Raw genomic sequence first — 17,872 nt, forward strand, 5'->3', positions numbered from 1 at the left:
GTGCGTATGCGAACAGTGACGCCCGCAGCGGCCCCGGGGCGCACCAGGAATCGCTCCCCGCCCGCGCCGGCGCCACGGGACCTATCCCAGCGGGAGCCGCGCCCGGGGGAACGAGATCCGGCCGATCCCCGAGGCCGCCTCCCGGTCGAGCAGCACCGCCGAGGCGCACCCCGGCGGGAGCAGTCCGGTCTCCGTGTCGCGCAACAGCCGGGCGAAGGCCCGCCGGTGCCGGGCGAAGGCGTATCCGGACACGCGCCGCCCCCGCTCCCACTGCCCCTGCCTGGCCGCCTCGGGGGTGACGTCGAGCAGGACGAGATGCAGGTCGCCGCCCCGGCGCCGGGCCTCACGCACCAGCCAGCGCCGCACCCAGACCTGCGTGCCGCAGTCGTGCACGACGACGGATGCGCCCGACCGCAGGCGCCGCCGCAGTCCGGCGAAGTGCGCGGCGCGCACCAGGGGACGGTAGAGGGCATAAGGGACGACTCCGGGCAGGACGGCCGCCCAGCGGTCCCTGGTGTCCTGCGAGTCGACCGCGTGCCCCTGGACCGCCCGCCGGATCAGTGTCGACTTCCCACTGCCGGGCAGCCCCGAGATCACCACCACGTCGCCCGCGGCGAAGTCGAGGCCGCCCGGCCCGCCCCCGCCCCGCAGATCACGCACCACGGGGGCGGGCACGCTCCCCGGGTCCCGGGGAGGCCCGCCCGGCCGGGGGTGGGGCAGCGCACCGGGTAACGCCCCCGTGGTCGCCGCGTGGCCCTGCAACGTCATCGCCGTCCCCCTGCCGAGTCGCCCGACGGGCTACCCATGAAGTGTAAAGAAAAGGCAATCTTGCCCAACGCGTGCGATGATGACCCCGCCAACTGCATACCGGCCGTTTGAATCCGCGCGGGAGAGTCCCGGACACCGTGTGCGCCGGGCGCCGAAGGAGCAAGTTCCTCCCTTGAATCTCTCAGGCCCCGTACCGCGTGGATGAGGCAGATCTGAAAAGCGGGCCGCTGTGCGGCTCCACCCAAGGTGCAAGCCGGACCCTTTCAGGGGCTCTCGGCGAACCTCTCAGGTTCCGATGACAGATGGGGAGGGAACCACCCCCTGTCGTCATGCCCTGGAGCCAAGTCCATGAGCACTGCCCCGAGCGCCGCACCCCGCCTCACCGCCCTCGACGCCCTGCATCGGTCCCTGGGCGCGACCATGACCGATTTCGCCGGCTGGGACATGCCGCTGCGGTACGCCAGTGAGCGCGACGAGCACAACGCCGTACGCGGCGGGGCCGGCCTGTTCGACCTCTCGCACATGGGTGAGATCACGGTCACGGGTCCGCAGGCGGCGGCCTTCCTGAGCTACGCGCTGGTCGGCAACATCGCGACCGTCGGCCTGGGCCGGGCCCGCTACACGATGATCGTCGCGGAGGACGGCGGGATCCTGGACGACCTGATCGTCTACCGCCTGGCCGACACCGAATACCTGGTCGTCGCCAACGCGGGCAACGCCCAGCTCGTCCTGGACTCCCTCACCGAGCGCGTCGGGGGCTTCGACGCCGAGGTGCGCGACGACCGTGAGGCGTACGCACTGCTCGCCGTCCAGGGCCCCGACTCCCCCGCCGTACTGAAGTCGGTCACGGACGCCGACCTGGACGGACTGAAGTACTACGCCGGACTCCCCGGAACGGTCGCCGGTGTCCCCGCCCTCATCGCCCGTACGGGCTACACCGGTGAGGACGGCTTCGAGCTCTTCGTGGACCCGGCCCACGCCGAGCAGCTGTGGAAGGCCCTGACCGAGGCCGGCGCGCCGTACGGGCTGATCCCCTGCGGACTCTCCTGCCGCGACACGCTCCGCCTGGAGGCGGGCATGCCGCTGTACGGGCACGAGCTGACCACCGCGCTGACGCCCTTCGACGCGGGCCTGGGCAGGGTCGTGAAGTTCGAGAAGGAGGGTGACTTCGTCGGCCGCGATGCGCTGTCCGCCGCCGCCGAGCGTGCCGAGGCGGCCCCGCCCCGCAAGCTCGTCGGCCTGATCGCCCAGGGCCGCCGGGTGCCGCGCGCCGGCTACCCGGTCGTGGCCGGCGGCGAGGTCGTCGGCGAGGTGACCTCCGGCGCGCCGTCGCCCACCCTGGGCAAGCCGATCGCCATGGCGTACGTGGACGCGGCGCACGCCACGCCCGGCACCGAGGGTGTCGCGGTCGACATCCGGGGCACGCACGAGCCGTACGAGGTCGTGGCGCTGCCCTTCTACAAGCGCCGTAAGTGACACAGCGCGCAGCGCACCGCAGACGTGACGCAGTCCCGTCTCACACCGTAAGACCATCGTTCATCAGCACTCCCCCGCGTACAGGAGAATTCAGGTCATGAGCAACCCCCAGCAGCTGCGGTTCAGCAAGGAGCACGAGTGGCTGTCGGCCCTCGAGGACGGCGTGGCCACGGTCGGCATCACCGAGTTCGCGGCCAACGCGCTCGGTGACGTCGTCTACGCCCAGCTCCCGGAGGTCGGCGACACGGTGACCGCGGGCGAGACCTGCGGAGAGCTGGAGTCGACCAAGTCGGTCAGCGACCTGTACTCGCCGGTGACCGGCGAGGTGACCGCGGCCAACCAGGACGTCGTGGACGACCCGTCGCTGGTGAACTCCGCTCCCTTCGAGGGCGGCTGGCTGTTCAAGGTGCGCGTCGCGGAGGAGCCGAAGGACCTTCTCTCCGCCGACGAGTACACCGCGTTCTCCGGCAACTGAGACCTTAGGGACTTAACTGATGTCGCTTCTCAACTCCTCCCTCCACGAGCTGGACCCGGATGTCGCCGCCGCCGTCGACGCCGAGCTCCACCGTCAGCAGTCCACCCTCGAGATGATCGCCTCGGAGAACTTCGCTCCGGTCGCGGTCATGGAGGCGCAGGGCTCCGTCCTCACCAACAAGTACGCCGAGGGCTACCCCGGCCGCCGCTACTACGGTGGCTGCGAGCACGTCGACGTGGTCGAGCAGATCGCGATCGACCGCATCAAGGCGCTCTTCGGCGCCGAGGCCGCGAACGTCCAGCCGCACTCGGGTGCGCAGGCCAACGCCGCCGCGATGTTCGCGCTGCTGAAGCCGGGCGACACGATCATGGGCCTCGATCTGGCCCACGGCGGTCACCTGACCCATGGCATGAAGATCAACTTCTCCGGCAAGCTCTACAACGTGGTCCCGTACCACGTCGACGACACCGGTGTCGTGGACATGGCCGAGGTCGAGCGCCTCGCCAAGGAGTCGAAGCCGAAGCTCATCGTGGCCGGCTGGTCCGCCTACCCCCGCCAGCTGGACTTCGCCGCCTTCCGCCGTGTCGCGGACGAGGTCGGCGCGTACCTGATGGTCGACATGGCGCACTTCGCGGGCCTGGTCGCCGCGGGTCTGCACCCCAGCCCGGTGCCGCACGCCCACGTCGTCACGACCACCACGCACAAGACCCTCGGCGGTCCGCGCGGTGGCGTCATCCTGTCGACGCAGGAGCTCGCCAAGAAGATCAACTCGGCGGTCTTCCCCGGTCAGCAGGGTGGCCCCCTGGAGCATGTGATCGCGGCCAAGGCCGTCTCCTTCAAGGTGGCGGCGACCGAGGAGTTCAAGGAGCGCCAGCAGCGCACCCTGGACGGCGCCCGCATCCTCGCCGAGCGCCTGGTGCAGCCGGACGTCACCGAGGTGGGCGTATCCGTCCTCTCCGGCGGCACGGACGTCCACCTGGTCCTGGTCGACCTGCGCAACTCCGAGCTGGACGGGCAGCAGGCCGAGGACCGGCTCCACGAGCTGGGCATCACGGTCAACCGGAACGCCATCCCGAACGACCCGCGCCCCCCGATGGTCACCTCGGGCCTGCGGATCGGTACGCCGGCGCTCGCCACCCGTGGCTTCCGGACCGAGGACTTCACCGAGGTCGCCGAGATCATCGCGTCCGCGCTGAAGCCCGCGTACGACGCCGATGACCTCAAGGCCCGCGTGATCGCGCTGGCCGAGAAGTTCCCGCTGTACCCCGGCATCAAGTAGTCACCCGCAATTTGCACGCAGGGTGGGGGCACCGCGCACACTGAACACAGTGAGCCCGGTGCCCCCACCCCTTTGCCCCGCGCTCCCGGGCCCACCCGGCCCGTCCCGCACCACCCGGCGGACAACGACGTCCACCAACGCCTTAGGAGTACTCCCGTGGCCCTCTCGGTCTTCGACCTCTTCTCGGTCGGTATCGGCCCGTCCAGCTCCCACACGGTCGGCCCGATGCGCGCGGCCCGCATGTTCGCCCGCCGCCTCAAGAACGAGGGCCTGCTGGCCCACACCGCCTCGATACGCGCCGAGCTGTACGGCTCGCTCGGCGCGACCGGGCACGGCCACGGCACCCCGAAGGCCGTCCTGCTCGGCCTGGAGGGCGAGTCGCCCCGCACGGTCGACGTCGAGGGCGCCGACGCCCGCGTCCAGGAGATCCGCGCCTCGGGGCGCATCAATCTGCTGGGCATGCACGAGATCCCCTTCGACGCCGACGAGCAACTGGTGCTGCACCGGCGCAAGGCCCTGCCCTACCACGCCAACGGGATGACGGTCATCGCGTACGACCGCGACGGCGCCCCGCTTCTGGAGAAGACGTACTACTCGGTGGGCGGCGGCTTCGTCGTCGACGGGGACGCCGTGGCCGGCGAGAACCCGATCGTCCCGGACGACACCGTCCTGAAGCACCCCTTCCGCACCGGCGACGAGCTGCTGAGGCTCGCCGACGAGACGGGCCTGTCCATCTCCTCCCTGATGCTGGAGAACGAGCGGGCCTGGCGCACCGAGGCCGAGATCCGGGCCGGGCTGCTGGAGATCTGGCGCGTCATGGAGGCCTGCATCGCGCGCGGCATGTCCCGCGAGGGCATCCTGCCGGGCGGCCTGAAGGTCCGCCGCCGCGCCGCGAACTCGGCCAGGCAGCTGCGCGCCGAGGGCGACCCCCAGACGCACGCGATGGAGTGGATCACCCTCTACGCGATGGCCGTCAACGAGGAGAACGCCGCCGGCGGCCGTGTCGTCACCGCCCCCACCAACGGCGCGGCGGGCATCATCCCGGCCGTCCTGCACTACTGGATGAACTTCGCCGCGGGCGGCTGCACCGAGGCCGAGAAGGAGGACAGCGTCGTCCGCTTCCTGCTGGCCGCCGGCGCCATCGGCATGCTCTTCAAGGAGAACGCCTCCATCTCCGGCGCCGAGGTCGGCTGCCAGGGCGAGGTCGGCTCCGCCTGCTCCATGGCGGCGGGTGCCCTCGCCGAGGTCCTGGGCGGCTCCCCCGAGCAGGTCGAGAACGCCGCCGAGATCGGCATGGAGCACAACCTGGGCCTGACCTGCGACCCGGTCGGCGGCCTCGTCCAGATCCCGTGCATCGAGCGCAACGGCATGGCGGCGGTCAAGGCGGTCACGGCGGCGAAGATGGCGCTGCGCGGCGACGGCAGCCACAAGGTCTCCCTGGACAAGGTCATCAAGACCATGAAGGAGACGGGCGCGGACATGTCCGTCAAGTACAAGGAGACCGCCCGGGGCGGGCTCGCGGTGAACATCATCGAGTGCTAGGTGTATTGCCCTGTGAGGTTGGGGACGCGGGTGATGGGGTGCAGACGCCAAGGTGTCCGCACCTGCCGAATCTGCCGCGCTCGGCGGGCCGTTCGGTGCGCACCAGGGCCTCGGCCAGACAGTCCGTGCTGTTTCATGCGGTGCTCTCCGTCGTCGTCCCGGGCGCCCAGCCCGGGGCGTCACCGTGCAGCGCCGTGTAGGAGGGGTCGCCAGGACCGATCTCGCCCGCGCGCACGGTGGCTCCGGTGAAGGCCGCCTTGTACAGCGCGCTGATGAGTTCCAGGGTGCTGCGGCCGCCCTGCCCGCTGGAGCCCGGCCGGCGGCCCGCCCGCAGATCGGCGGTGAAGGCGCGCAGCTGCTCCAGGTGTGAACTGGGTGTGTCGGGGCCGAAGTCCTGCCAGGCGGCGGCCTCGGTCCCTGGCACCCCGGGCGCCGGTGTGATCCGCCAGTCGGCGTTGGAGTGGCCGTACAGGTGGGTGACCTCGACCGTGGCGCGCTCGCAGTCGATCCGTATGCGGCTGACCTCGTCGGGGCTGAGCACGCTGTTGACGATCGTGCCGAGCGCGCCGTTCCCGAAGCGGACCAGGGCGGTGGACACGTCCTCGGTCTCCACGTCGTGCACCAGCCGCCCGGCCATCGCCTGCACCTGCGACCAGGGCCCCAGCAGGTCGAGGAAGTGGTCCATCTGGTGGATGCCGTGGCCCATGGCGGGGCCACCGCCCTCCGTCTCCCAGCGACCCCGCCACGGGACCGAGTAGTAGGCGCGGTCGCGGTACCAGGTGGTCTGGCAGTGGGCCACCAGCGGCTTACCGAGTGCCCCGCTCGCCAGCAGACGGCGCACATGGGCGGAGCCGGAGCCGAAGCGGTGCTGGAAGACGATCGCGGCGTACGGGCCGCCTTCGCGTTCCTCGGCCGTCATCAGGTCGAAGTCGGCGAGCGAGGGGCACGGAGGTTTCTCGCACAGGACCCAGGCACCGGCCCGCAGGGCCGCCACGGTCTGCTCGCGGTGCACGGCCGGCGGGGTGCAGATCACCACGAAGTCGGGGCGCTGTTCGGCCAGGAGGTCGTCGAGCGACGTGTACGCGTGCGGGATGCCGCCCTGTTCGCAGAACTCACGGACGGATTCCGCCGACACGTCGACGGCCGCCACCACGTCCACCGCCGGCTCCAGCGCGCGCAGCGCGGGCAGATGGGCGCCCTGCGCGATGGCCCCGGTGCCGACGACGGCGGCACGGAGCGGACGGCCGCCGGGCTCGGGCTGCGGCGTCATGCGGCGCGCCCCCACGCGGCTGGAGCGAGGCCGGCATCGCCGCGCTCGAACTGATCGTCTGCGTCCCGGCCGTCCTCGTGCACGCGCACCACCCTGTTCCGGACCTCGTTCGAGGCCACCTACCCGACGGATCGATGAAACACCCGTCGATACCGGCGGATCAACGGGGAATGCCAGGCGCGTGACCCATCCCACCTGCGATTCATAACCCAAATCGATAGTTTTGTGGGTCGCTGACCGTTTTACGGCTTTGGCTCCGGGGTCGCCCGTCTGTCATAGTCGGGGGTACGACCTCCTCCGACCCGAGCCAGGTCCCCCCCCGTGCGGCCGTGGACACACCCCCCATTCCACGGCCCCCTCAGAAGCCCCCGAAGCGCCACACCCAGGCGGACCGGGGGCTTCTGCGTGCCGGCCCGCCTGTGGGGTGCGGGTCAGGGCTCAGCGGTCGGTGGTGCGCATCTCGAACCAGGTGGTCTTCCCGCGCGGTAAGAGATCCACGCCCCACCGGTCGGAGAGCTTGTCGACCAGGAAGAGGCCCCGGCCGCTGACATCCATCTCGCGGACGGGCATCAGACACGGCAGTCCGCGCGAGGGGTCACGCACCTCGATACGGACCCAGCCCCGGCGGCGCAGCATCCGCAGACCGAAGATCCGCGCCCCGGTGTGCCGCACCGCGTTGCCCACCAGCTCGGAGACCAGTAGCACTCCGTATTCGGCGGTCTGCGGGGGGAGCTGCCACTGACGCAGCATCACGCACGAGGTGATCCGGCGGGCGGTCGCCGCGGACTCGGGACGGGAGGGCAGCCGGACTTCACCCTCCGTCGGATTTCCGAACAACTCCAGCGCTTTGAACGCCTGTTCGTCTTCGACGGCAGTCGTCAAGCGCGCTGCTGTCGCGCCGCCGCGCGGTCGCGGCTGATCCACACCTTCGAGGCCCGCCATGCTCACCATCATGGAGGCACAGAACGCTCTCCGTGACCGTTCCGGTGAATCCCTCTACCGGAACCAGTCACTCCGGGCTGGTTCTCCGGCATATGCCAGCGGCAGAACAACCCCCTGTCCAGCCCCACTCACCTGCGGCGACGGCGAGACACCGGGTAATTGCACAGGCAGTGCGGACGCCGGGCCTTAAGGTTCTCTTAAGGTTCAGCTAATCCGCCCGCACGGATGAACGCGCGCGTCTGTGTACGCAACTCACGCTCGGTCAGAGGAACTCGGCCTTGCCCGGTCCCTCCTCCACGAAGCTGCGCATGCCGCGCTCGCGGTCCTCGGTGGCGAACAGGCCTGCGAACAGGGACCGTTCGACCGTGAGCCCGGTGTCGATGTCCGTCTCAAGGCCCGCGTCCACGGCCTCCTTGGCGGCACGCAGCGCCAGCGCGGGCCCCCGGGCCAGCCGGGCGGCCCAGGCGTGGGCCTGCTCGTAGACCTCGGCGGCGGGCACCACCCGGTCCACGAGCCCGATCGCCAGGGCCTCGTCCGCCTTCACCTGACGGCCCGTGAAGATCAGGTCCTTCGCCTTGGACGGGCCCACGAGACGGGCCAGCCGCTGGGTGCCGCCGGCTCCGGGGATCAGCCCCAGCAGGATCTCCGGCTGGCCGAGCTTGGCGTTGTCCCCGGCGACCCTGAAGTCGGCGCAGAGGGCCAGCTCGCAGCCGCCGCCCAGGGCGTAACCGGTGACGGCCGCGACCACGGGCTTGGGGATGCGCGCAACGGCCGTGAAGGACTCCTGCAGGGCCCTGGAGCGCACGACCATCGCGGCGTGGTCCATCACCTGCATCTCCTTGATGTCCGCGCCCGCCGCGAACACCTTCTCGCCGCCGTAGAGGATCACCGCGCGCACGTCGTCCCGCAGGGCCGCCTCGTCGGCGAGCTCGCGCAGCCGGTCCTGGACGGCGGTGTCCAGGGCGTTCATGGGCGGCCGGTCAAGACGGATCGTGCCGACGTTGTCGTGTACTTCGAGGGTTACGGTCATGGGAGGCAGGTTAACGAGCGCACCCGCGACTGACGACAACGCCGGAGGCGGAGGTCCCGGACTCCGTGACGCCGCTGACGATCGCGGGTGAGCGCGTCAACATGACGGACGCGTCAGGGCCCGGTGCCGTTGGTCACAGCACCGGGCCCGTTTCACACCCGCGGGGCGGGGGGAGCTACTTGGTCCACTCCGACCAGTCCATGTTCCAGCCGTTGAGGCCGTTGTCCGGCTGGATCACCTTGTCGTCGGAGTTCTTCACGACGACGACGTCGCCGATCAGGGAGTGGTCGAAGAACCAGGCGGCGGGTGTCCCGCCGTCTCCCGCGCCGCGCGCGTCCTGGAGTCCGACACAGCCGTGGCTGGTGTTGGTCGAGCCGAAGATGCCCGAGCCGCCCCAGTAGTTGCCGTGGATGAAGGTGCCCGAGTTCGACAGGCGCATCGCGTGCGGCACGTCCTTGATGTCGTACTCGCCGCCGAAGCCGACGGTGTCACCGTTCATCCGGGTCACCTTGAGCTTCTCGCTGATGACCATCTGGCCGTTGTACGTGGTCGTGGCCGGGGCGCCCGCGGAGATCGGGATGTCCTTGATCTGCTTGCCGTCACGGACCACCTTCATCCGGTGCGAGCGCGCGTCGACCGTGGAGACCTGGCTGCGGCCGATGGTGAACTTCACGGTCTTGGCCTGCTTGCCGTAGACCCCGGGCCGTCCCTCGACGCCGTCGAGGTCCAGGCGCAGGGTCACCTTCGTGCCCGCCGCCCAGTAGTCCTCGGGTCGGAAGTCGAGGCGGTCGTTGCCGAACCAGTGGGGCTCGATCTCCACGGCGGGCTCCGCCGTCACGGTGACCGCCTTCTCCACGGCCTCGGGGTCGGTGATGCCCCGGGTGAAGTGGATCGACACCGGCATCCCCACGCCGACGGTGGAACCGTCCTCGGGCGTGTACTGACCGATGAAGGTGTTCTGCGGGACGAGCGTCGTGAAGCTGGTGTCCTTCGCCGACTGCCGGCCATCTTCGTCCTTGGCGACCGCGTGCACCGTGTACTTGGTCGCGGCGGCCAGGTGGCGGTCGGGCACCCAGGTCAGCCCGTCCTTCGCCACCTTGCCCGGGACGTCCTTGCCCTTGGGGTCCGCGACCTTCACCGTGCTCAGCTTGCCCTTGGCCGCCGAGACCTTCAGTGCCCCGCTGGTCGCCACGCCGTCGGCGCCGTCCTTGGGCGCGACGGTCACCACCGCCTGCGAGGCGCTGGTGTCGTCGGTCTTCGCGCCCGGCTTGTCACCGTTCTTGTCGGCGGCGTTCCCGCTGCCACCGCACGCGGTCGCCAGCAACAGCAGCGCGCCCAGTGCCAGTGCGAGGAGGCCCCGGGCACCTCGCCCGCGCCGTCCCCCGCCCGCGTCGGCCCATGCCCCCGATATCGGCTGCCCGTTCAATGTGGTCGTCTCCCCTCGCACGGCCTGGCCCCGCCATGGCCCGCACTCCCACGCGCTGTACATGCACGCTGGGCGTAAGACAATCACACCGCACATGGGGAGACTCCCCCCGGAATGTCACCGTTCGGTCCCAAGTCGTCCGGGGCCGCCGCCGGGTGGTCCCGGAGGGTGCGCCTCCGGGACCCGCCCTGGTCGGACCGGGGATCAGCGCAGGGCGGAGCCCGCCGTCCACTGCGGCCAGCCGACGTTCCACCCGGAGAGGCCGTTGTCGGCGGCGACGGTCCCGTCCGTGGAGTTCACCACCTCGACCACATCGCCCACGAGCGTCCGCTCGAAGAACCAGCCGGCCGGGGTGTCCGAGCTGCCTCCCTTCACATCGCGCAGCCCGATACAGCCGTGGCTGGTGTTCTCGGAGCCGAAGATGTCGGGGGACTCCCAGTAGTTGCCGTGCAGGAAGGTGCCCGACTTCGTCAGCCGGATGGCATGGGGCACGTCCTTGATGTCGTACTCGCCGCCGAAGCCGACGGTGCTGCCGTCCATGCGGGTCACGTCGTGCAGCTCGGAGACCACCATCTTCCCGTTGTACGTGGTCGTCTTCGCCGCGCCCGCGGTGATCGGCACCGTACTGACGGCCTCGCCGTCGCGGCGTACCTCCATGGTGTGCGCCCGCGCGTCCACCACGGACGTCTGGGAGCGGCCCACCTGGAAGGTCACCTTCTTCTGCTGGCTCCCGTACACACCGGGCGCGCCCTCCACATCGCGCAGCCCCACATCGACGGTGACCTCGGTTCCCGGCTCCCAGTACTTCTCGGGGCGGAAGTCCAGCCGGTCCTTGCCGAACCAGTGGCCGACCACATCGACCTCGGGATCCGTGGTGATCCTGATGGCCTTCTCGACCGCGTCCCGGTGGGTGACGGGCCGGTTGAAGTCGAAGGAGATGATCATGCCGGTGCCCACGGTGGACCGGTTCTCCGGCTTGAAGTAGCCGATGAAGCGGTCCTTGGGCACCAGCGTGGTGAAGGAGGTGTTGCGGGCCGAGCGATGGCCGTCACCGTCGACGGCGACGGCCTCCACGCTGTACTTCCCGGCCAGCCCGAGCCGGTATCCGGCTTCCTGGGGAGCCCACGAACGGCCGTCCTTCGCGATCCGGCCCGGCACCTCCTGCTCTTCCGCGTCCGCCATCCGGGTCACCTTCACCCGCTCGAGCCGCCCGTCGGGGACCTCCACCCCGAGCGGGCTGTCGGCGCCGACGTTCGCGGCACCGTCCTTGGGGGTGATCCGGATGACGTCCCCGGGTGAGCGGTCGTCCCCGAAGAACGACGTCGCATCGGTGCAGCCCGTCAGTAGGACCAGCACGGTGAACAGTCCTGCCCATGTCAGCACGGCGGCCGAACCCGCCCGTGCTCTCTTCGCTACGTGGTTCACCCTCCCCCCAACGACGTGACCGCCCCGGGGAAACGTGAGGGCGGGGCCACCGGTGGGCAGAAGAGAGGGGAGGACACCGCCAGGGAGGCCGCGGCCGGGACGCCGCGCGCTCCTTCTGCCGGGTGACCGCTCCTACGAGCCGCAGGAGGCTGAGAGGTGTCGAGCACTGCCGAGCAGGAGGAAACTCCGCGTGCGACGGGGCGGGTGGTGGTGACCCGGCCGGCCCCGAAGGGCGAACCGGACGAACCACCCGTATGGCCGGGTGCCCCGATGCCGTTGGGCGCACGCTTCCGGGTCGGGCCCGACGGGGTCGCGGGCACCAATTTCGCCCTCTGGGCGGGCGGCGCCGAGGCCGTCGAGCTCTGCCTCTTCGACGAGCGGGGCACCGAGACCCGGCTTCCGCTGACCGAGCTGACCCATGAGATCTGGCACGGCTTCGTCCCCGGGGTGGGCGCGGGAGCGCGGTACGGCTACCGGGTGCACGGCCGCTGGGACCCCTGGACGGGGGCCCGCTGGAACGCCGCGAAGCTGCTCCTCGACCCGTACGCCCGCGCGGTGGACGGATCGTTCACCCTGCCGCCCGAGGTGTACGGCCATGTGAGGGACTGGCCCGAGCAGCATGTCGCCGACACCGTGCGCGACGACCGGGACTCCGCGCCGTACGTCCCCAAGGCCGTCGTCGTGCACGACGACGACGAGTGGGCGGAGGACCGCAGGCCGAAGACCCCGTGGGCGGACACGGTCATCTACGAGCTGCACGTACGCGGCTTCACCAAGCTCCACCCCGACATCCCGCCCGAGCTGCGCGGCACGTACGCCGGGCTCGCCCACCCCGCCGCCGTCGGCCACCTCAAGCGGCTCGGTGTGACGGCCGTGGAGCTGCTCCCCGTCCACCAGTTCGCCCACGAGGACCATCTGCTGCGGCGCGGACTGCACAACTACTGGGGCTACAACTCCATCGGCTACTTCGCGCCGCACGCGGACTACGCGGCGAGCGGCACGGCCGGCCGGCAGGTCGGCGAGTTCAAGCAGATGGTGCACGCCCTGCACGACGCCGGGATCGAGGTGATCCTCGACGTGGTCTACAACCACACGGCGGAGGCCGGGGAGCTCGGCCCGATGCTGTCCCTGCGCGGCATCGACAACCGCGGCTACTACCGCCTCCAGCAGGACGCCCGCCGCTACGCGGACTACACCGGCTGCGGCAACACCCTGCACGTCGTGCAGCCGCAGGTCCTGCGGCTGATCACGGACTCCCTGCGCTACTGGGTGACCGAGATGGGCGTCGACGGCTTCCGCTTCGACCTGGCGGCCGCACTCGCCCGCTCGATGCACGACGTCGACATGCTCTCCCCCTTCCTCGCGGTGATCGCCCAGGACCCCGTGCTGCGCCGGGTCAAGCTGATCGCCGAACCGTGGGACGTCGGCAACGGCGGCTACCAGGTGGGCGCGTTCCCGCCGCTGTGGACCGAGTGGAACGACCGCTACCGGGACGCCGTACGCGACTTCTGGCGCGGCGCCCTGCCCGACGTGCGCGACATCGGCTACCGGCTCACCGGATCGAGCGATCTGTACGCCTGGGGCGGCAGGCGGCCGTACGCCTCGGTCAACTTCGTCACCGCGCACGACGGCTTCACCCTGCGCGACCTGGTCAGCTACGAGAACAAGCACAACGAGGACAACGGCGAGGACAACCGCGACGGCACGGACGACAACCGCGCCTGGAACGGCGGCGCCGAGGGCGAGACCGACGACCCCGCCGTCAACGCCCTGCGCCTGAAGCAGCTGCGCAACCTCCTGACGACGCTGCTCCTGTCGACCGGGGTGCCGATGCTGGTGGCGGGCGACGAGATGGGACGTACGCAGGGCGGCAACAACAACGCCTACTGCCAGGACAACGAGATCAGCTGGCTGGACTGGTCGCTCCTCGACGAGCCCAGGTGGCGGGAGCTGACCGAGCTGACCGCCCGGGTGCTCGCCCTGCGCCACCGCCACCCGGTGCTGCGCCGCCGCGCCTTCTTCGCCGGGACTCCGCAGGCCCCGGACGGTCTGCGGGATCTTGCCTGGTTCACCGCGCAGGGCGCGGAGATGACGGAGGGCGACTGGTACGCGCCGGCCGCGACGCTCGGGCTCTATCTCTCCGGGCGCGACATCCCGGGCCGGGACGCCCGGGGCGGGCAGATCACCGACGACAGCTTCCTCGCGGTGCTGCACGCGGACCACAGGCCCTGCGGATTCCAGCTCCCCGGCCCGCCCTGGGCCCAGGCCTACGAACTGGTCCTGGACACCTCGCGGGACGAGCAGTCCACCGCCCCCGGCACGCTCCACAGGGGCGGCTCGGAACTCACGGTGGAGGGCAGGTCGGTGCTGCTGCTCCGGGTCGCGGAGTGAGACCGGAAACCGGAAACCTGAAACCGGAAAAAGGGGGTGAGCGATGTCAGTGGTGAAACATAGTCTCGGTCGTGATGCCCGAAAAACCTGCAGAGCCCACGGACCGGTCCGCCGTGCGCTCCCTCCTGCGCTTGTGGCCCTACGTCAGACCGGTGCGTGTGCGCTGGATCAGTGCCGCCCTCGTGGCCGTGCTCGCGTCCTGTCTCGCCCTGGTGATCCCGCTGATCCTGAAGTGGATGGTCGACGGGCCCGTCGCGGACCGTGATCCGGGCGGGGTCTGGCTGGGGGCGCTCTACCTGCTGCTGCTCGGCATCGTCGAGGCCGGACTCTTCGGGCTGCGGCGGTGGCTCGTGGCCAGACCGCTGGCCGGCGTCGAGGCAGCGTTGCGCGCCGACCTGTACCGCCATCTCCAGCGGCTGCCGGTGGCGTTCCACGACCGCTGGCCCTCGGGACAGCTTCTCTCGCGCGGGACCACGGATCTGATGCTGCTGCGGATGTTCCTGGCCTTCCCGCTGACGTTCCTCCTGGTCAACGGCACGACGATCCTCGTCGGATTCGTCATCCTGTTCGGCCAGGAGTGGTCCCTCGGGCTGGTGCTGCTCGCACCCGCCGTCCCCCTGATGATCCTGTGCTCCCTCTTCGAGACGAAGTACTCGCTGGTGGCGCGCAAGGCCCAGGACCAGGTCGGCGACGTGACGACGGTCGTCGAGGAGAGCGTGCTCGGCATCCGGATCGTCAAGGGCTTCGGCCGCAACCGCAGCCAGGCGCTGGCCTTCCGCGCCCTCGTGCAGCGGCTGCGCACCACGGAGCTGGGCAAGGCCCGGCTGCTCGCGGGGATCTGGGCGCTGATCACGGCCATTCCGGAGCTGGCGATCGGCGCCGCGCTGGTGCTCGGCACGATCCAGGTCGCGGACGGCGGTCTGTCGGCGGGCACCCTCGTCGCGTTCCTCTCGACGGCGCTTGCGCTGCGCTGGCCGGTCGAGTCGATCGGCTTCCTGCTGGCGATGAGCCAGGAGTCGGCGACGGCCGCCGACCGCTTCTTCGAGGTGATGGACGTCGCGGAGGAGCCGGAACCCGAGCCCGCGACGCGAGGTGAGGGCTCCGGGGCCGCCGGGCAGGGCCTCGTCTTCGAAGGGGTGGAGTTCCGCTACCCGGACGCCGGCCCCGGCTCGCCCCCCGCGCTCGCCCGGATCGATCTGCGGATCCGTCCCGGCGAGACCATGGCCCTGGTGGGCGCCACCGGGTCGGGGAAGACGACGCTGACGGCGCTCGTCCCCCGGCTGCACGAGGCCACCGGCGGCCGGATCCTGCTGGACGGCGAGGACATCGCCACCATGGAGCGGTCCCGGCTGCGCGAGCTGGTGTCGGTGGCCTTCGAGGAACCCACCCTCTTCTCGGCGACCGTCGGGGAGAACGTCCTGATGGGCGCGGAGGGCGCGAGCGAAGGGGAGCTCCACCGGGCCCTGTCGGTCGCGCAGGCCGACTTCGTGCACGACCTGCCGCAGGGCGTCGGCACCCAGGTCGGCGAGCAGGGGCTGAGCCTCTCCGGCGGCCAGCGCCAGCGCCTCGCGCTGGCGCGCGCCGTCGTCGGCACACCGCGCTTCCTGGTGCTCGACGACCCGCTCTCCGCCCTGGACGTGCACACGGAGACGCTGGTGGAGGCGGCCCTGCGGCGCGTGCTGGCGGAGACGACGGCCCTGGTCGTCGCCCACCGGCCGTCCACGGTGATGCTCGCTGACCGGGTGGCGCTGCTGTCCGAGGGCCGGATCAGCGCCGTGGGCACCCATCAGGAACTCCTGCGCACCCACGCCGAGTACGCCTGGCTGATGTCGGGCGCCGACACCGATGAAACCGGTGTTCTCGTCCCCGAGGAGGGCAGCACCCGATGACCAGTACGACTGCCGACGGACCCGCCCTCGCCGACGACGATCTCGCCGGGGCCGAAGCCGGCCGGGCGCCGGACGGCGAGGACGCCTTCGACGCCGACGCCCTGCCCGCGCCCCGGGGCGCCACCCGGTACCTGCTGGCCTCCCTGCTCGCACCACTGCGGACCAGGGTGATCGTGGCCTCCCTCCTGATGCTCGTCCAGCAGGCCGCGGTGCAGGCGGGGCCGCTGCTCGTCGCGTACGCCATCGACAGCGGTGTGCCCGCCTTCCGGGACCACGACTACGGTCCGCTGGCCGCCGTGGGCATCGGGTACGCGGCGTGCTCGGTGGGCGCCGGGGCCCTCCAGTACGCCTTCATCCGGGCGGCCGCACGGATCAACCAGGATGTGCTGCTCGACCTACGCGGCCGTATCTTCCGTCATGCGCAGGCGCTGAGCGTGGACTTCCACGAGCGCTACACCTCGGGCCGGCTGATCTCCCGTTCGACCACGGACGTGGAGTCCCTGCGCGAGCTGCTGAGCGAGGGCCTCCAGGAACTCATCGGCGTGGTCCTGTCGTTCGTGTCGATCTCCCTGATGCTGCTCTGGCTCGACCTCGGTATCGGCTCCATCGCCGTGGCCTCCTTCGTCCCCCTGTATCTGCTGGTGCGGAACTACCGGCGCCGGGCCGCCAAGGCGTACTCGGCGCGCTCATCGGCGATCGCCGCCGTCATCGTGAAGTTCGCCGAGACGATGAACGGCATCCGTCCCGTGCAGGCCTTCCGCAGGGAGCGGGCCAACGACAAGGACTTCGCGGTGTTCAACCGCCGCCATGAGCGCACGAACGGCGACGCGCTCCTGGAGATGGCCCGCTACGTCGTCGGCTCCCGGCTCCTCGCCAACACGGCGGTCGCGGCGATGGTGCTGTGGGGTGCCTACCGGGTGGCGTCGGACACGCTGGCGCTCGGCGTTCTGGCCGCGGCGGTGCTGTATCTACGGCGGCTGTACGACCCGATCGACCGGCTCGCGATGTTCCTGAACTCCTACCAGTCGGCGGCGGCTTCCCTGGAGAAGATCGCGGGCCTGCTCGCTCAGACGCCCACGGTGCCCGAGCCCGTGGCGCCGAAGGAACTGCCCGTGCTCACCGGTGAGCACCCGGGTCGCGAGGTCACGTTCGACGGGGTGCGGTTCGCCTACCGCACGGGCGGCGAGGTACTGCCCCGCTTCGATCTGACGATCCCGGCGGGCCGGACGGTGGCCGTGGTCGGCTCGACGGGTGCGGGCAAGTCGACGCTGGCCAAGCTGCTGGCCCGCTTCTACGACCCGACCGAGGGCCGGGTCCTCCTGGACGGCACCGATCTGCGCGACCTGGCGACGGCCGAGCTGCGCAGGGGCGTGGTGATGGTGACCCAGGAGGCGTTCCTGTTCTCCGGGACGATCGCCGAGAACATCGCGATCGGCCGTCCCGAGGCCACGCCCGAGGAGATCGAGCACGCGGCGAAGGCCATCGGGGCGCACGACTTCATCAGCTCCCTGCCCGACGGGTACGACACGGATGTCCGTAAGCGGGGCGGCCGGATCTCCGCGGGCCAGCGTCAGCTCGTGGCCTTCGCCCGGGCCTTGCTCGCGGACCCGGCGGTGCTGATCCTGGACGAGGCCACCAGCTCGCTGGACATCCCCGGCGAGCGGGCGGTGCAGCGGGCGATGGACACGGTGCTGCACGGCCGCACCGCGGTCGTCATCGCGCACCGGCTGTCGACGGTGGAGATCGCGGACCGGGTCCTGGTGATGGAGCACGGCCGGATCGTGGAGGACGGCGTCCCGGCCGAACTCATCGGCGGCACGGGCCGGTTCGCGGGCCTGCACCGCACATGGCGGGAGAGCCTGGCCTGAGGAGGGGGTCAGGCCGCGGCCCCCGCGGGCACGCAGATGACGAGATGCTTCCGCGCCTGGGCCGTGATGGCCCCGCGGGTGGCCGCGTCGT

General features: G+C 71.0%; 13 protein-coding genes and 1 riboswitch. Of the genes, 7 read left to right on the forward strand and 6 right to left on the reverse strand.

Annotated features, from left to right (window positions below):
* Window positions 1-81: 81 nt before the first annotated feature.
* Complete coding sequence (locus AB0C75_RS23625; RefSeq protein ID WP_362893670.1) at window positions 82-768, reverse strand: AAA family ATPase; 687 nt, start codon at window positions 766-768, stop codon at window positions 82-84.
* A 108-nt stretch (window positions 769-876) separates the two neighbouring features.
* Window positions 877-974: riboswitch (glycine riboswitch) on the forward strand.
* A 142-nt stretch (window positions 975-1,116) separates the two neighbouring features.
* Between AB0C75_RS23625 and gcvT the strand changes: the two genes are divergently transcribed.
* The 4 genes from gcvT (at window position 1,117) to AB0C75_RS23645 (ending at window position 5,540) form a co-directional block, all read left to right on the forward strand.
* Entirely contained in the window at window positions 1,117-2,244 is a 1,128-nt protein-coding gene (gcvT, locus tag AB0C75_RS23630) for a glycine cleavage system aminomethyltransferase GcvT (RefSeq protein ID WP_362893671.1), read from the forward strand.
* A gap of 97 nt (window positions 2,245-2,341) precedes the next feature.
* Complete coding sequence (gene gcvH, locus AB0C75_RS23635) at window positions 2,342-2,719, forward strand: glycine cleavage system protein GcvH (protein WP_362893672.1); 378 nt, start codon at window positions 2,342-2,344, stop codon at window positions 2,717-2,719.
* Window positions 2,720-2,738: 19 nt separating this feature from the next.
* On the forward strand, window positions 2,739-3,998 hold the full coding sequence (gene glyA / locus AB0C75_RS23640; RefSeq protein ID WP_362893673.1) for a serine hydroxymethyltransferase: 1,260 nt from the start codon (window positions 2,739-2,741) through the stop codon (window positions 3,996-3,998).
* A 156-nt stretch (window positions 3,999-4,154) separates the two neighbouring features.
* Window positions 4,155-5,540, forward strand: a complete 1,386-nt coding sequence (locus AB0C75_RS23645; protein WP_362893674.1) for an L-serine ammonia-lyase — start codon at window positions 4,155-4,157, stop codon at window positions 5,538-5,540.
* Window positions 5,541-5,673: 133 nt separating this feature from the next.
* Here the strand turns inward: AB0C75_RS23645 and AB0C75_RS23650 are convergent, their stop codons facing one another.
* The 5 genes from AB0C75_RS23650 to AB0C75_RS23670 form a co-directional block, all read right to left on the reverse strand.
* Window positions 5,674-6,810 (reverse strand): Gfo/Idh/MocA family oxidoreductase, encoded by a 1,137-nt coding sequence (locus AB0C75_RS23650; protein WP_362893675.1) that lies wholly within the window; start codon window positions 6,808-6,810, stop codon window positions 5,674-5,676.
* A 438-nt stretch (window positions 6,811-7,248) separates the two neighbouring features.
* Window positions 7,249-7,764, reverse strand: a complete 516-nt coding sequence (locus tag AB0C75_RS23655; protein WP_362893676.1) for an ATP-binding protein — start codon at window positions 7,762-7,764, stop codon at window positions 7,249-7,251.
* A gap of 250 nt (window positions 7,765-8,014) precedes the next feature.
* Window positions 8,015-8,782 (reverse strand): enoyl-CoA hydratase-related protein, encoded by a 768-nt coding sequence (locus tag AB0C75_RS23660; RefSeq protein WP_362893677.1) that lies wholly within the window; start codon window positions 8,780-8,782, stop codon window positions 8,015-8,017.
* Window positions 8,783-8,957: 175 nt separating this feature from the next.
* Window positions 8,958-10,208 (reverse strand): Ig-like domain-containing protein, encoded by a 1,251-nt coding sequence (locus AB0C75_RS23665; protein ID WP_362893678.1) that lies wholly within the window; start codon window positions 10,206-10,208, stop codon window positions 8,958-8,960.
* A 204-nt stretch (window positions 10,209-10,412) separates the two neighbouring features.
* On the reverse strand, window positions 10,413-11,633 hold the full coding sequence (locus AB0C75_RS23670; RefSeq protein WP_362893679.1) for an Ig-like domain-containing protein: 1,221 nt from the start codon (window positions 11,631-11,633) through the stop codon (window positions 10,413-10,415).
* Window positions 11,634-11,903: 270 nt separating this feature from the next.
* Between AB0C75_RS23670 and glgX the strand changes: the two genes are divergently transcribed.
* The 3 genes from glgX (at window position 11,904) to AB0C75_RS23685 (ending at window position 17,781) form a co-directional block, all read left to right on the forward strand.
* A complete protein-coding gene (gene glgX, locus AB0C75_RS23675) occupies window positions 11,904-14,024 on the forward strand; it encodes a glycogen debranching protein GlgX (RefSeq protein ID WP_362893731.1) in 2,121 nt (706 codons plus the stop codon).
* Window positions 14,025-14,098: 74 nt separating this feature from the next.
* Window positions 14,099-15,913 (forward strand): ABC transporter ATP-binding protein, encoded by a 1,815-nt coding sequence (locus AB0C75_RS23680; protein ID WP_362893680.1) that lies wholly within the window; start codon window positions 14,099-14,101, stop codon window positions 15,911-15,913.
* Window positions 15,910-17,781, forward strand: a complete 1,872-nt coding sequence (locus AB0C75_RS23685) for an ABC transporter ATP-binding protein (protein ID WP_362893681.1) — start codon at window positions 15,910-15,912, stop codon at window positions 17,779-17,781. The genes AB0C75_RS23680 and AB0C75_RS23685 overlap by 4 nt, the downstream gene beginning before the upstream one ends.
* Window positions 17,782-17,872 lie beyond the last annotated feature (91 nt).

It is taken from the genome of Streptomyces sp. NPDC048565, from assembly GCF_040650935.1.
Taxonomy (GTDB): domain Bacteria; phylum Actinomycetota; class Actinomycetes; order Streptomycetales; family Streptomycetaceae; genus Streptomyces.